The sequence below is a fragment of the Arthrobacter sp. P1_H7 genome (genome assembly GCF_056405215.1).
In genome coordinates, this window is the sequence record NZ_JBFUCO010000027.1 from 1 (window position 1) to 12,881 (window position 12,881).

Consider the following 12,881-nt stretch of genomic DNA (forward strand, 5'->3'; position numbering starts at 1 on the left):
CTAGACAATATGAAGTGAGGATTGCAGATCCTTCCGTCCGGGGCGGGCATTATCGCCGGGGCGGTCCCGCAGCGCCGGCTTGGGGTGCTCGGCTGCGTCCGGATGAAGGGCGGCGCTGCCGGACCTGGAACCCGGCGGTGATGTCCTTTATCCCGGACGGCAGGTGGGGCCGGGGCCTTCTGTTTCACAGGGCCGTGGGTTGCCATTAACGGCTCCCTTGGCCTATCGGCTCCTCGGGAGTGCAATGGTAGTGCCACATGTGAGGTTTGGGAGGTCCCGGCTATGTTCGAGCATACTTTCATCGGCCTGGATGTTCACGCGGTCAACGTGGTCGGCCATGCACTGAACCCGGCCACCGGTGAAATCAGCAACCACACCATGGCCTCTGACCCGGCCCTGGTGCTGGAATGGGTCCGCCGGTTTGCCCCGCCTGTCAAGGTCGTGTACGAATCCGGCCCTACCGGGTTCGTCCTGGCCCGTTATCTGCGGGCCGCGGGCGTCAACTGCGTGGTTGCGGCGTCCTCGAAACTGCTGCGCGCTCCCGGGGACCGGGTGAAAAACGACAGGCGCGACGCCCGGGTTTTGGCCGAGATGCTCGCGGTCGGGTCGGTGACCGAGGTGCGGATCCCGGACGCCGAGGAAGAAGCCTTACGGGATTTGTCCCGGCTGCGCTCCGGCACGGCCACGGACCTCGCGCACGCCCGCCAGCACGTGAACGCCGTCCTGCTGCGCCATGGCATCCGCTACCCCAAGGACACCCGGTGGACGAAGGAACACCGGCTGTGGCTGCACCGCCAGCACTTTGACGAACCGGCGCTGCAGTTCACCTATCAGGCCGATGTCGAGCAGGCCGAGCTGCTCGCCGCGCATCTGGCACGGATCGACAAACACGTCGCCGCCACGGCGGCGGCGTGCCGTTACTCCCCGGTGATTGACGCGTTGATGTGCCTGCGCGGGATCCAGGTGACCACGGCGTTCGGGCTGGCCGTGGAGATCGGGGACTGGACCCGTTTCACCGGCTCGACCATCGGGTCCTACCTCGGCCTGGTCCCCAGCGAGGAGTCCTCCGGCCAGTCCCGGCACCAGGGCCCGATCACCAAGGCCGGGAACACCTACGCCCGTAAGCTGCTCATCGAAGCCGCCTGGCAGCACCGGCGCCCCTACGCCCGGCCCGGGGACCGGCTGCTGCGCCAGCTTGACCTCGTCGCCCCGGCCACCCGGATCCGCGCCCTGGAGGGAAACCACCGGCTGCACCGCAAGTGGGAACACTTCGATGAACGCCACAAAATGCCGGTCAAGGCCAACACCGCGATCGCCCGTGAACTCGCCGGCTGGTGCTGGTCACTGGCCGCACCGCTCCAGCAAGGAGAACGCATGACCGCGGCCTGACCCCGAACGTGCCTCCGGGACGTGGTGGAAGTGCGATGGCAGCATCCGGAGCTAACCCGAGACAGCGCTATGAGCAGACGGGCCAACCCGTCGACGCTCGATTCTAGACACCGATACGCTCCAGCCGAATAAATTGTCATGCGGTAACCAACCCGCGAATATCAGCCTGACAGTGCAGTCGAAAAAGACCCGCCAACACCTCCACCACGACCGGCCGGCACCCAATGAGCGGCCCCCGGAACCAAAAGCCAGGAGCCGCTCAACTACGCCTCTTGACAACCAGGCCTACATATCAGCGCTGGAGTCGGGCATCGCGTCATCGACGATCCCCGTGCGGATGACTTCACCATGTTGCTGGATTTCGACCGGGGCGCCGATGAGCCTAGCCCATTCGTGATGGCGGTATCTGGTCATCTTTCGTTTTCCTCGGGTCGTCGATGCGGATAGGGAGCTGGTGCGGTCTGGAGGGCGGCCCTGTTGGTGGTGGCCGGCGGTGGCCTCTGCGGCTTATGCCACAGAGGCCACCGTCTCTGTTGGTGACATCCCGGCGGGGAGTCGGGGCGGTGCTGATGGCGGCGGGTTAGACGGTGAGCGCCGCCGGGGTTCTTAGTTGGTGCTTGCCATGGCTGGCGCTGCTGCATGGACGGCGGAGTTCCGTATCCTCACCCGGAGATCTTCCTCGAATTTGTCGATGTCTGCGAGCCTGCTAAGGACGCTCTGGGCGCGTTCGACGGGTATGACGGCGACCCCGTCATCGTCGGCGGTGATGAGGTCGCCGGGGTTGACGACGGTGCCGCCGCAGGCCACCGGCACCGAGACGGCTCCCGGGCCGTATTTGGCGGGTCCTGCCGGTGAAACCCCGCGGGCCCAGACGGGCAGGCCCAGTTCCTTGATTGCCGCACGGTCGCGGGTCAATCCGTCGATGATGACACCGGCGATGCCTTTGGCGAGGCAGATTTCGGCCAGCAGATCGCCGAATACGGCCCGTGTTGTTCCTCCGAGGGCGTTGATGACCAGCACATCACCGGGTTCGGCGTCGTCGAGGGCGCGGTGAATGGCCAGGTTGTCGCCCTCCCGGGTCAGCACGGTCAGTGCCGGACCCACACAGCGGCCGTTGGCCCATTGTGATGCGATGCCTGTGTCCATGAGGTTGAGCCGGTCCATGGCGTCACCGACATTGGCTGTGGGGTACTGCTTCAGGCTTTCGATGAGCCCTGAGGGAGCGTTGGTTGGACGGTGACTGACGGTAAGTGAATTGGTTGATGCGTCGATAAACATGGTGTCTCTCACTAGCTCTATCGGTGGGATTTGGGCCGTGCGTCACGCAATGAAGCGGCGTTATGGGATTGGTTCGGGCAGGGCATGCGCGCCGGTGGGACGGCACGGACGTTCTTCCCCTGTTAGGCGTGGGCGGGGGCAGCGATGGTGTTCACTGCGTGTGCCGGCCGCTGCCCGGTGAGGGCCTGCTGGATGGCCTGCAGGGCGCCGCTTCCGGCGGCCAGGAAGGCCTCTTCGCTTTGCCCGGCAACGTGCGGGGTGACGATCAGGTTCGGCACCCCCGCGATCTGGATCTTTGAGTGTGCGATGGGGTCCTTCATGTCCACGGACTCCCCTTCCAGGACATCGAGCCCGGCCCCGCCCAGATGACCTTCCTGCAGAGCCCGGACCAGGGCGGGTTCATCAATGAGGCCGCCGCGGGAGGTGTTGATCAGCACCGATCCTGGCTTCATTTTTGCCAGGGCCTCCGCATCAATGATTTGGGCGGTCTCTTCGGTCAGCGGCATGTGCAGGCTGAGGACGTCCGAGCCGGCGATAACCTCATCGATAGTCGCCGGAGAGGCGCCTGCGGCCTGGATGGCGGAATCTTCTACGAAGGGGTCGTGGACCAGGACGTGCATGCCGAAGCCTTGGGCGATTCCGGCGACCATGCGGGCGATGTTGCCGAAGCCGAGGAGCCCGAGGGTGCGGCCGTGCAGTTCGAAGCCGTTCATGTGGGGTTTGGCGGATGCCCATTGCCCGGCTGTGGTCTGGGCGGCCCCGTAGGGGACTTTCCTTGCCAGTGAGAGCAGGAGAGCGAAAACGTGCTCGGCGACGGCGCGGCTGTTGCTGCCCGGGGTGGTGGTTACCCAGATGCCTGCGTCGGTGGCCGCGTCGATGTCGACGTTGTCTGTTCCCACTCCGTGGCGGGCGATGATGCGCAGCCGGGGGGAACTGTCGATCTTTTCCCGGTCGAAGCGTTCGGCGCGCAGCAGGACGGCGTCAATGCCGTCGCGGACGTCTTGGTAGCGGACGGCGTCCGGGCCGTAGCCCAGATGGACCTGTCCCAGGGCGCTGAGTTCCGCCAGTACATCGGTGTGAATCTGGTCGGAGACATAAAAGGCCGGCACGGTGTTCCTAGCGGTAGAGATGGGAGGCAGGGGTCAGGGTGTTCTTGCGTACCGTGCCGAGCAGCACGGCCAGGCCCATGGCGCCGAAGGCGATGAGCATGTAGGCAGGGATCATGGTGTTGCCGGTGCTGTCGATGAGCCAGGTGGCCACGTACGGGGCGCCGGCTCCACCGATCACGGCCCCGACGCTGTGGCCGAAGGCGACGCCGGTGTGGCGGACCTCGACGGGGAAGAACTCCGGCATCGCGGCATAGGTTCCGGCCTGGCAGAGGGCGTAGGGCAGCATGCCAAGGAGCAGGCCGAAGATGGCCAGCGACACGGAGCCGGCGTTCATGAGCATGAAGGAGGGGAACGTGAGCGCGATGTAGGCGATGTAGGAGGCTGTCAGCAGGCGTTTGCTGCCGATGCGGCCGCCCAGTTGGCCGGCGAGGGGGATCAGCACCGCCGCGGCGGTGACGGCGATCAGGACGATGGTCGCCGCCTCTGCTTTGGAGAAGTCCAGGACCGTGCTGAAGTAGACGGCCACGTAGACGGTGCCGAGGTAGGTGCCGATGTTCTGCACGAGGGAGATGAAGAAGACCTTCGTCAGGCGCGAGCGGTGGTTGCGGAACAATTCGCCGACGGGGGTCCGGGTCGTCTGGCCCTTGCCCGCGCTCTGAGTGAACTCCGGGCTGTCTTCAATTTTTAGCCGCATGACCAGGCAGAGGATGCCCAGCGGGATCGCGAGCAGGAACGGGATACGCCATCCCCACGACTCCATCTCCGCCGCGGGCACGAACGTGGCCGCGAGGGCGGCCAGTCCCGCGGCGCCGGCCTTGCCGAGCACGCCAACACTGGGAATGAAGGAGATATAGAGGTTGCGGCGCTCCACCGGGGCCCATTCGCGGATGTAGGTGGCCGCGCCACCGATCTCACCGCCTGCAGACAAACCCTGCAGCATCCTGAGCAGGCCCAGCAGGATCGGTGCCCAGATACCGATCTGCGCGTACGTCGGCAGCAGCGCGGTGAGACCGGCCGCGCCGCTCATCAGGATGACGGAGCCGATGAGGCTGGCACGCCGGCCATGCCGGTCCCCGATGCGCCCGAAGAAGATGGCGCCCAGCGGCCGGACCAGAAAGGCCGTGCCAAAGACCAGGAAGGTATTGAGCAGGCCCGCCACGGGATCGCCGCTGGGGAAGAACACCACCGCGAGCGTCGCGGCGACGTAGCCGAAGACGCTGAAGTCGTAGTACTCGATGAAGGTGCCGAACGCTGCGACAGCGGTGGCCTTCTTTGCTTTCTTCTGGTGCAGGGCGTCCGCTACCGGGGGAACGGACTGACTAACCTGGGGCATCTTTGCTCCTATAAAAAATGGGACACTGTCCTAATATGTATTCCAAGTGTGATGTGCGCCATGGTGTGCTGTCAAGCGCCCATGGCGGGACGAATGCGTCTGTCCCTCCACCGCTGCCGCCTTCCCTGACGGTAGCGTGGTGAAAGCAGATCCGGCCCCGAGGGGGAGCCGGAGTATCAAGAGAGTGGTGGAACCGTGGTAAGCGAGAGTGCCGTAGCAGGGAACGAGCGCATTGTTGAGGTCCTGCACGCCTTGGTGACCCGCCCAGATTCGACCGGTGTACGTGAACTCGCACTGGCCTTGGGCGCGAGCCGCAGCACCGTTAACCGTGTCCTTCTGGGCCTGGAAGAACACGGGCTGGCGGCCGTCAGCGGCAACGGGAACTATCAGGTCGGACCGCGGCTGCGTGTCCTGGGTGCCGCACTGCACGCACGCCACCCGCTGCTGCGCAGTGCTGAAGCAATCATTGAACGCCTGGGCGAACAATCCGATGCGACTGTCCTTATCGCTGTTCACGACGCACCCCGACCCAGCGCCGTTGTTGTCGCTTGCCGGCGGCGGCCCGGACCCATCAAGTATCTCCTCGAGCCCGGGACGGTCTTGCCCCTCCACGCCGGCGCAACCGGCCGCTCGATTCTGGGCCGACTGGGAATCGGCGCCCTGGGCGACCGGCAGCTGGAGGCGCACACTCCCGATACCGTCACCGAGCGCGCCGAACTGGAACAACTCCTCACCGAGGACCGCCGCGCCGGATACACAATCAGCGTCGGACAGCAATTTCCCCTGGCCGCTGGTGCCGCCGCGTCATTCCAATGCCACGGGCTGACCGGATCCGTCTCGATCACCCGTCCACGCTTTCTCACCGACGATGAGGACCTCGCCCGCTTCGGCCCGATGGCGGGCCAAGCGGCCCACGCCATCGAAGCCGCATGTGCCGGAAATCAAGCATCAGGGAATCTGGAGCCCATCACGTACCCTGCCGGTTCCACTGCCGTGGAACGCTTTGCCCGCCTGGTCACCGCGCTGGTAGCCGAACCCGATGGGCTGCCCACCGGCTACGAGCTCGCGCGCGGAATCGGAGCCAACATAGCCACCACCAACCGCCTGGTCTCCACCGCCCTGACCACAGGACTGGCTCTGCAGCGCCACGACACACTGCACCCCGGCCCCCGCCTCTTTCACTGGGCAGCCCATCTGGGTCCTGCGGTGGACACCGCTGTTGTCGCACATCCGATTCTCCGCGGACTTGCCAAGGAATCCGGTGAAACCATCGGACTCATCCAATTCCATGCCGACACCAGACAGGCCGTGATGACGACAGTGGTGGACGGTGTCCGGCCTCTGCACTACGGTCTTGCTTCAGGTGTGGCTATTCCGCTCTATGCCGGCGCAGGCGGGAAAGCCATTCTCGCCCACTGTCCCCCCGGTGATCTTGACGCGCTCACGCTGGAACCCCTCACCGAACGCACCCAAACTGACCGGCGAGCCCTCGAAAAAGATCTCCAAGCCATACGGGAGCGCGGATGGGCGATCGGAGAGGGTGAGCGCATTCCCGACGCCTTCGGCGTCAGCGCCCCCTACTTCGTCGACGGCACCATCGCTGGATCCATCACCGCCACCGTCACCAGACTCCGCCTGCCCGAACTCGACGTAGAGGCCCTCGCTCACATGGTCCAGCATTCAGCCCAGCAGCTCACACGCACCCTTTCAGTCCCCTAAAACAGCGCCGGGAAAGACGTCTTCCCGGGCTCCTCTGCTCGATGGCCGGCAGCCGACGCAGAACATCCTCCCAAGCTCCGGGGCTGGCCAGCCCCGGAAAGGAGCCATTTCGACGCCCTCGTTCAAGCCCCCCGGGCCTACTACGTCGGCAGCCCCTATGAGGTAGCCGAGCGCATAGTGGACCTGCACATGCTTGCCTTCGCGGATGAACTCCGCAGCAGGGGCGCCGGCCTGCGTGTGCTGAACCTGGGCGGAGGCGACGTCGACACCGCTACGCCGATGGGTTCAATGTTGTTCACGATCATGGCCGCTCTCGCGCAGATGGAATATGAAATCAAGCGCGAACGCGTCACGGATTCCATCGAAAAGCGAAGAGAGGCGGGCCTGGGTCTTGGCGGGCGGCCCCGTCGGGTTACTCGGGTTACGGATAGCCAGATTCGAACTGCTGTCCGATTGGTACAAGGTGGAGAGCCCGCGGCGCAGCTTGCCCGCGACTTGGGAATATCCCGAGCAAGCTTCTACAGGCGGTCACGAGCCCGTGCCGGCCAGCAGGCTGCCATTTAGCACCACAAAAGTCGGCCATATCGCGCCACATTGGCACCCGGCTCCGTTGGGGGAGTGGGAGCGGTGATGTCTTGAAAAAGCCGTGCCCTTTTATAACGCTGGTGTCTTTCCTCAGCCCGATTCGGAGCGCCCGGCGAACTTCCACGTTGCACAGCGCTGGGCGCTGTGTAACGGTCCTCGCTTCGCTCGGGTTGTAGAATTATTTTTCTTGTTTTGGCTGCTGTCCTGTCGGATTGTACATACCCGCTCCCTCCCGTCTAATACGAAAGTAGGGGTGGTCAGGCTTCATTGGCGGCGGTGATGGTGACGTTGAATCCGAGGCTCTTGACTTTCTTGAGGGCGTTGTTCTTGGCTTTGATCGGGTCCAGGCGGGTGAAGTGGTCGGCGCCGGGGTCGGCGTAGCATTCGCCGTCGGCGAGCATGTGCCAGACGGCGGTGAGGATGGAGTGTTCGACGGCCACGGTGGCTTTCATGGGTCCGCGGCGGGCGGCGACGCGCCAGTATTTTGCGGCCAGGTAGGTGTCCTTGCTCCGGGAAGCGGACAGGGCCGCGATGCCCAGGGCGCCTTTGAGGTATTTCTTGCCGGGCAGGATGTGGTCTGAGTTTATCCGTCCGGCGGATTCGTTGGCGCCGGGACAGACGCCGGTCCAGGACGCGAGCCGGCCGGGTGTTTCGAAGCGGGACATGTCCGCGCCGGTTTCGGCGATGATCACGTCGGCGACTTTGAGTGAGACTCCGGGGAGGGTGGCCAGGAATTCCCTGGCGGCACGAAAGGGCTCCATCGCTTCCTCGATCCGCCCGGTGAGCGCGTCGATGATGCGGGACTGGGTATCGATCTGGTCCAGATGCAGCCGGGCCATGAACGCGTGGTGGCTTTTGAAGCGGCCGGTGAGGGCCTCCACGAGCTCGGGGATTCTGGAGCGGAGGGTGCCTTTGGCGAGTCCGGCGAGGACCTCCGGGTCGCGTTCACCGCTGACGAGGGCTTCGAGCATCGCCCGGGATGAAACACCGGTGAGGTCCGAGACCACGGAGGAGAGCTTGATCCCGGAGCCTTCCAGGAACTTCTCCAGGCGTTGGATCTCCCGGGTCCGGTCACGGATGGCAATGGCCCGGGCCCGGGTCAGGTCCCGCAGTTCACGGATCGGTTCGGGCGGGACGAACGAGGCCCGAAGCAGCCCGTGCGCGCCCAGCTGAGCGAGCCAGGCCGCGTCAGAGACATCGGTTTTGCGGCCCGGGATGTTCCTTGCGGCCTTGGCGTTGACCAGCATCACCGGCAGCGTTTCTTCGAGGAGATAGAAGAAGGGTTTCCAGTAATCGCTCGTGGCTTCCATGACGACCGTGGTGACGTGCTCGCGTTCCAGGAAGTCCCGCAGGGCAAGGATCTGGCCTGTGGTTGCGCCCCACGTTGTGACCGTGGAGGTGTAGGTTCCGGCCCGCTGCCCGGGCAGCCGGAGGCAGACCTTCGCGTCGCGTTTGGAAATATCCAAACCGGCAGCCCGCTCGTGCACGATATCCATGACTGTTCCTCCTGACACCTTGACCTCGTCATGTCGGCGTCCGCCGAGGGGAGGACAGGGAAAACAGAGGAATCTAACACTCGTGCTCCAAAGGCAACAATCCACGGTTCCCGTGGAAGCCCTCCGCGCCACGCTAGCCCACAGGCTCAACCACAGCACCACAGACGGACCGGCGTCCACCGCGGCAGACACCTCCATGATCTGCCCGAACCCTCATCCGCGGCCAGAACCCGGGGCAAGCAAACCGCATACTTTCCTCCACCACGGCGCGACCGCGACGCTGGACCGCTAGCCCCTCCTTCGTCGGGGCCCGCGGTGCAGGAATTTCCCTGCGGCGCTCCTTCGTCGCTGATTTCCTCCGGGAATTTCCCGCCCCTTGCCCTGCGGATAGACAGGGCCTCCGTCGCCCACAGCTCCGCAAGCTTCGCCAGCAGCCAAAACAACGGGGGAGAGGGGACGCTGGCCGGTCACCTAAGCCGCCCCGCCACCGGCAAAACAACTTGGTCCGCGCCCGCACCCGTTTCCACCCGCTTGACAGACATAGAAGCGTCGGGGGAGCGGGGACGCTGGCCGGTCACCGACCGCTCCCCGCCCACCCCACTGCTCGGACAAGAAGGAACAACACCGTGATTGAAAAACGCACGATCGCCGGCTCCGCTGACCTGCTGGCAGTCATCCCGCACCTGCTCGGCACACACCCCACGGAATCCTTCTCGTGCTCACCGCCCGCGCGGGATCCCTTGGCAACTAAGAAGCGGAGACTCCAAATGTCAGACTTGCACTATGAGAGCCAATGCCAGACCGATTCCGTTTCACGTCACCTTTGGATTCCCCGGTCACGACTGCGCCTTGCTTCTCAGGCATGCCTGTTCATCCGTTTCTCCACAAGCACGCTGAACCATGTGGATGGTATTGAGATCGCCGCATATAGGACCCCGGCGGCAATCAGAATATTTAGGTAGCGGAAGTTTGATGAGCCGATTGAGTAGGCCTGGCTCATGAGTTCTGGAACTGCTACGGAGTAGGCCAAGGATGTTGCCTGGAACAACATGACTGCGAAGCCCATCAACGAAGGCAAAGCGATACGAAGACCTTGCGGTATAATCACGAAGCGCAGCGTGTCGGGTCGCTTCATCCCGACAGCTTGGCACGCCTCGATCTCGCCCAGCGGGACCGCCGAAATGCCCCCGCGCACGTACTCCGCCATATACCCGGCTGCGGTCCAGGAGAGAGCCAAGACAGCCGACGTCAAAGCGGGCAGGGTGATTCCTGCCCCTGGCATCCCATAATAGGCGAGTTGCAAGAGCACGAGTGCGGGGGCGCCACGACCGACTTCCACGACGGCGACGCAGAACCATCGAAGGGCCTTTCGCTTTGCGGTTACGCCGAATGCCAAAAACAGCGCCACGGGCACCCCGATAGTTAGGCTCAGGCCGGTAATCATGAGGCTGATCTTGAGGCCCTCAAGGAGCTGTGGGAGATATTGGATAAAGTCGTAGAAGAAGCTTCCGCTGGTCATTATGCGACCGCCTTCCGGAGCTTTACATCCAGTGACCGCGATAGCACGCCTAATGGCACTGATAGACCGATGTAGACGGCAGCGGCGACCGCATAGACGAAGATTCCTAGGTCCGAGGAGCGTGCCAGTTGGCTGGTCGTGAAGACCATGTCCGCGACGCCGAGGATCGAGACGATGGAGGAATCCTTAAGAAGAGCAATCGCGTATGTCGTGAAGCCCGGAAGTGCGGTTCGCAAGACCTGAGGCCCAATGACCTGGCTCCACGTGCTTGTGGCAGGAAAGCCCAGGGCGTGGGCGGCCTCCCATTGTCCGGCGTGTACGGCCTTAACCGCGCCTCTGAAGATCTCCGCGAGGTATCCCGACGCCACCAGACCGAGGCCGATCACGCCGGCTGCGAAGGCCGACAGCCGAGCAGAGCCCACCGAGACACCGAAGAACAGAACAAACAACCAGACGATCGGAGGGATGCCGCGACAGATGTCGACGAAGCACCTGCTGATAAACCATACGGTCCGGTTGGTTGAGCGAAGACCGAACAAGAGTGGGATCGCCAGCAGCGTGCCGATCCCGAGCGCCGTGAGGGTTATCAGGATCGTGAGAGGCAGACCTGTGAGGACAGCAAACAGGATTTCCACGTTCATCGCTCCATAACGGCGTGAAGGAATTTGCGTGTCCGTTCGTGCTGGGGGTTCCGCATAATGTCCTTCGGGTCGCCCCGCTCGATAATTCGTCCCTCAGCCATCACAACCAACTGGTCGGACACGTTCGCTGCGAAGCTCATCTCGTGAGTAACCACGACCATCGTCATACCTTCCGAGGCAAGTTCCTTCATAACGTCGAGAACCTCGGCCCCGACCTCTGGATCCAGGGCAGACGTCGGTTCATCGAAGAGCATCACCTCAGGATCGAGAGCCAGCGCGCGAGCGATCGCTATGCGTTGTTGCTGACCCCCAGAGCAGCGGTTGGGGTATTGACCCGCCTTGTCGTGCAGTCCCATGCGAGACAGAAGGCGGTGCGATATCTCGTCGGCTTCTGAGCTGCTTCTCCCCAGCACGCGCTGTTGAGGCAGTGAGATGTTCCGCAGGACCGTCATATGCGGGAAGAGATTGAAGGTCTGGAATACCATTCCGGTACTGCGCCGTAGTGCAGCGAGATTCTTTGGCGCTATGCCTTTGGCGACGTCAATTAGATGCTCGCCGATTTGAATCGTTCCCGCATCCGGTCTTTCGAGCAGGTTCATGCACCGCAACAACGTGGACTTTCCCGCGCCGGACGGTCCAATCATTGCTGTAACAGACCCGCTTGGCACTTCAAGGGAGACGTCACGCAACACGAGGTTGTCCCCGTACGCCTTCGCGAGATGGGAAACCTGCACTTTCGGCGCGCCCAGGACCGCACTCGGCGAATCGAGCGGGAAACTGCTCGTGATGGCTTGAGATGGGATGGTCATTCCGCGTTGTTGCGGCCCGAGTACTTCGGACATGGGCAGTCTCCTGGGCATGGTTTAGGGTAATGGTCGGCTGGTTCATGCGGACTGTTATTTCAAGAGGCGGGCAGGACCGACGTCCGCCATGCTTGCTGAGAGCCCTGCATCGGTTAGCGCCTGGACAGTGGTGCCGTTTTCTGTCCACGTGGCGATTGTCGCATTCAGTGCTTCCGAGAGCGCGGCGTTGGTCTTGCCGGAGGGAAAGCCCATTTGGGCGGGTTGAGCTGTTGCAGCCACCCGGCCATCGGGTTCAAGAACATTGATGGAGATATCAGTGTCCTTGGAGTAGAGGTACCCGGCTAGGCCTGAACTGTCTAGAGCGACAGCGATGCGACCTGCTTTGAGGTCGGCGCGCATCTCCACTGACGAGGGATACACCGTGACATTGGAACCAAAAGTATTGCGGATGTCGGCTGTCCACATGTATCCGTCGACGGTGCCGACTTTTTGTCCGATCGCTTCCTCGATCGTTGCGACATCGGTCTTGGAAACCGCGGCAAGCTGATCCAAGTATGTCGGAGCAGATAGCGTCACAATTTTGGCGCGTTCCGCTGTGCGGTAAAAACCACCGGTTGCGATATCCGCCCGACCAGACTCCACTGTAGGGATAGCAGCAGCAAAGCTTGTGGGTAGGGATTCGACAGTCAGGCAGTTAGCGGCTGCAAACTTTTTCAGAAGCGTAGCTTCGACCCCGGTGAACGAGTTGTCGGCGGTCGAAGATAACGGAGGTGCGTCCGTCGCGGCGACGGTCAGAACGCCCTTTGTCACAGTGGTGAATGAATGTTCGGGAGTGCAATTCGCTGCTACCGAGCCTCCACTCTCGGCGCTGCAGGCTGACAAGCCTGAGGCGAGTAAGAGAGCGGCAATGCCGGTGGAAAGTCCTTTTTGAACATTTTTCATATGTCCCTCCTGAAGGGCAAATTTGGGTTGCTGGCGATTAGTTGCTACTGCGTAGGTTTGTCTGACT

At 63.2% G+C, this 12,881-nt stretch carries 11 protein-coding genes and 1 pseudogene; 3 read left to right on the forward strand and 9 right to left on the reverse strand.

Translation table 11 applies throughout. The annotated features are described in order from the left end of the window. Positions 1 to 282: 282 nt before the first annotated feature. Positions 283 to 1,389, forward strand: coding sequence for an IS110 family RNA-guided transposase (locus tag AC1DXI_RS19750; RefSeq protein ID WP_476940006.1), 1,107 nt, complete (start codon positions 283 to 285; stop codon positions 1,387 to 1,389). Between the two features lie 285 nt (positions 1,390 to 1,674). Here the strand turns inward: AC1DXI_RS19750 and AC1DXI_RS19755 are convergent, their stop codons facing one another. From AC1DXI_RS19755 to AC1DXI_RS19770, 4 genes are all read right to left on the reverse strand, one after another. Continuing rightward, positions 1,675 to 1,803, reverse strand: coding sequence for a hypothetical protein (locus AC1DXI_RS19755; protein WP_476940007.1), 129 nt, complete (start codon positions 1,801 to 1,803; stop codon positions 1,675 to 1,677). Positions 1,804 to 1,995: 192 nt separating this feature from the next. Continuing rightward, positions 1,996 to 2,667, reverse strand: a complete 672-nt coding sequence (locus AC1DXI_RS19760) for an RraA family protein (RefSeq protein ID WP_230118811.1) — start codon at positions 2,665 to 2,667, stop codon at positions 1,996 to 1,998. 122 nt (positions 2,668 to 2,789) lie between these two features. After that, positions 2,790 to 3,776 carry a hydroxyacid dehydrogenase gene (locus tag AC1DXI_RS19765; protein WP_230118812.1) on the reverse strand — a complete coding sequence of 329 codons (987 nt, stop codon included), beginning with the start codon at positions 3,774 to 3,776 and terminating at the stop codon, positions 2,790 to 2,792. Positions 3,777 to 3,783: 7 nt separating this feature from the next. After that, positions 3,784 to 5,109, reverse strand: coding sequence for an MFS transporter (locus AC1DXI_RS19770; protein WP_230118813.1), 1,326 nt, complete (start codon positions 5,107 to 5,109; stop codon positions 3,784 to 3,786). A 195-nt stretch (positions 5,110 to 5,304) separates the two neighbouring features. On the opposite strand from AC1DXI_RS19770, the gene AC1DXI_RS19775 reads away from it, so the two are divergent. Continuing rightward, positions 5,305 to 6,828 carry an IclR family transcriptional regulator gene (locus AC1DXI_RS19775; protein WP_476940008.1) on the forward strand — a complete coding sequence of 508 codons (1,524 nt, stop codon included), beginning with the start codon at positions 5,305 to 5,307 and terminating at the stop codon, positions 6,826 to 6,828. Positions 6,829 to 7,014: 186 nt separating this feature from the next. Continuing rightward, positions 7,015 to 7,392, forward strand: a pseudogene (locus AC1DXI_RS19780) (recombinase family protein); the annotation flags it as partial. A gap of 278 nt (positions 7,393 to 7,670) precedes the next feature. Here the strand turns inward: AC1DXI_RS19780 and AC1DXI_RS19785 are convergent. From AC1DXI_RS19785 to AC1DXI_RS19805, 5 genes are all read right to left on the reverse strand, one after another. Further along, a complete protein-coding gene (locus tag AC1DXI_RS19785) occupies positions 7,671 to 8,909 on the reverse strand; it encodes an IS110 family RNA-guided transposase (protein ID WP_476940009.1) in 1,239 nt (412 codons plus the stop codon). A gap of 856 nt (positions 8,910 to 9,765) precedes the next feature. Then, positions 9,766 to 10,428, reverse strand: coding sequence for an amino acid ABC transporter permease (locus AC1DXI_RS19790; RefSeq protein WP_230118818.1), 663 nt, complete (start codon positions 10,426 to 10,428; stop codon positions 9,766 to 9,768). Further along, a complete protein-coding gene (locus AC1DXI_RS19795; RefSeq protein ID WP_476940010.1) occupies positions 10,428 to 11,069 on the reverse strand; it encodes an amino acid ABC transporter permease in 642 nt (213 codons plus the stop codon). The genes AC1DXI_RS19790 and AC1DXI_RS19795 overlap by 1 nt, the downstream gene beginning before the upstream one ends. Beyond that, the gene (locus tag AC1DXI_RS19800; protein ID WP_230118820.1) at positions 11,066 to 11,911 is read right to left on the reverse strand and encodes an amino acid ABC transporter ATP-binding protein; all 846 of its coding nucleotides are present in this window, start codon (positions 11,909 to 11,911) and stop codon (positions 11,066 to 11,068) included. The genes AC1DXI_RS19795 and AC1DXI_RS19800 overlap by 4 nt, the downstream gene beginning before the upstream one ends. 54 nt (positions 11,912 to 11,965) lie before the next feature. Then, on the reverse strand, positions 11,966 to 12,814 hold the full coding sequence (locus tag AC1DXI_RS19805) for a substrate-binding periplasmic protein (RefSeq protein WP_230118821.1): 849 nt from the start codon (positions 12,812 to 12,814) through the stop codon (positions 11,966 to 11,968). Positions 12,815 to 12,881 lie beyond the last annotated feature (67 nt).

Bases quoted from the DNA above. Each gene is read 5' to 3' on its own strand.
- AC1DXI_RS19750 (WP_476940006.1), top strand. From the start codon at position 283: ATGTTCGAGCATACTTTCATCGGCCTGGATGTTCACGCGGTCAACGTG.
- AC1DXI_RS19755 (WP_476940007.1), bottom strand. From the start codon at position 1,803: ATGACCAGATACCGCCATCACGAATGGGCTAGGCTCATCGGCGCCCCG.
- AC1DXI_RS19760 (WP_230118811.1), bottom strand. From the start codon at position 2,667: ATGTTTATCGACGCATCAACCAATTCACTTACCGTCAGTCACCGTCCA.
- AC1DXI_RS19770 (WP_230118813.1), bottom strand. From the start codon at position 5,109: ATGCCCCAGGTTAGTCAGTCCGTTCCCCCGGTAGCGGACGCCCTGCAC.
- AC1DXI_RS19785 (WP_476940009.1), bottom strand. From the start codon at position 8,909: ATGGATATCGTGCACGAGCGGGCTGCCGGTTTGGATATTTCCAAACGC.
- AC1DXI_RS19790 (WP_230118818.1), bottom strand. From the start codon at position 10,428: ATGACCAGCGGAAGCTTCTTCTACGACTTTATCCAATATCTCCCACAG.
- AC1DXI_RS19795 (WP_476940010.1), bottom strand. From the start codon at position 11,069: ATGAACGTGGAAATCCTGTTTGCTGTCCTCACAGGTCTGCCTCTCACG.
- AC1DXI_RS19800 (WP_230118820.1), bottom strand. From the start codon at position 11,911: ATGTCCGAAGTACTCGGGCCGCAACAACGCGGAATGACCATCCCATCT.
- AC1DXI_RS19805 (WP_230118821.1), bottom strand. From the start codon at position 12,814: ATGAAAAATGTTCAAAAAGGACTTTCCACCGGCATTGCCGCTCTCTTA.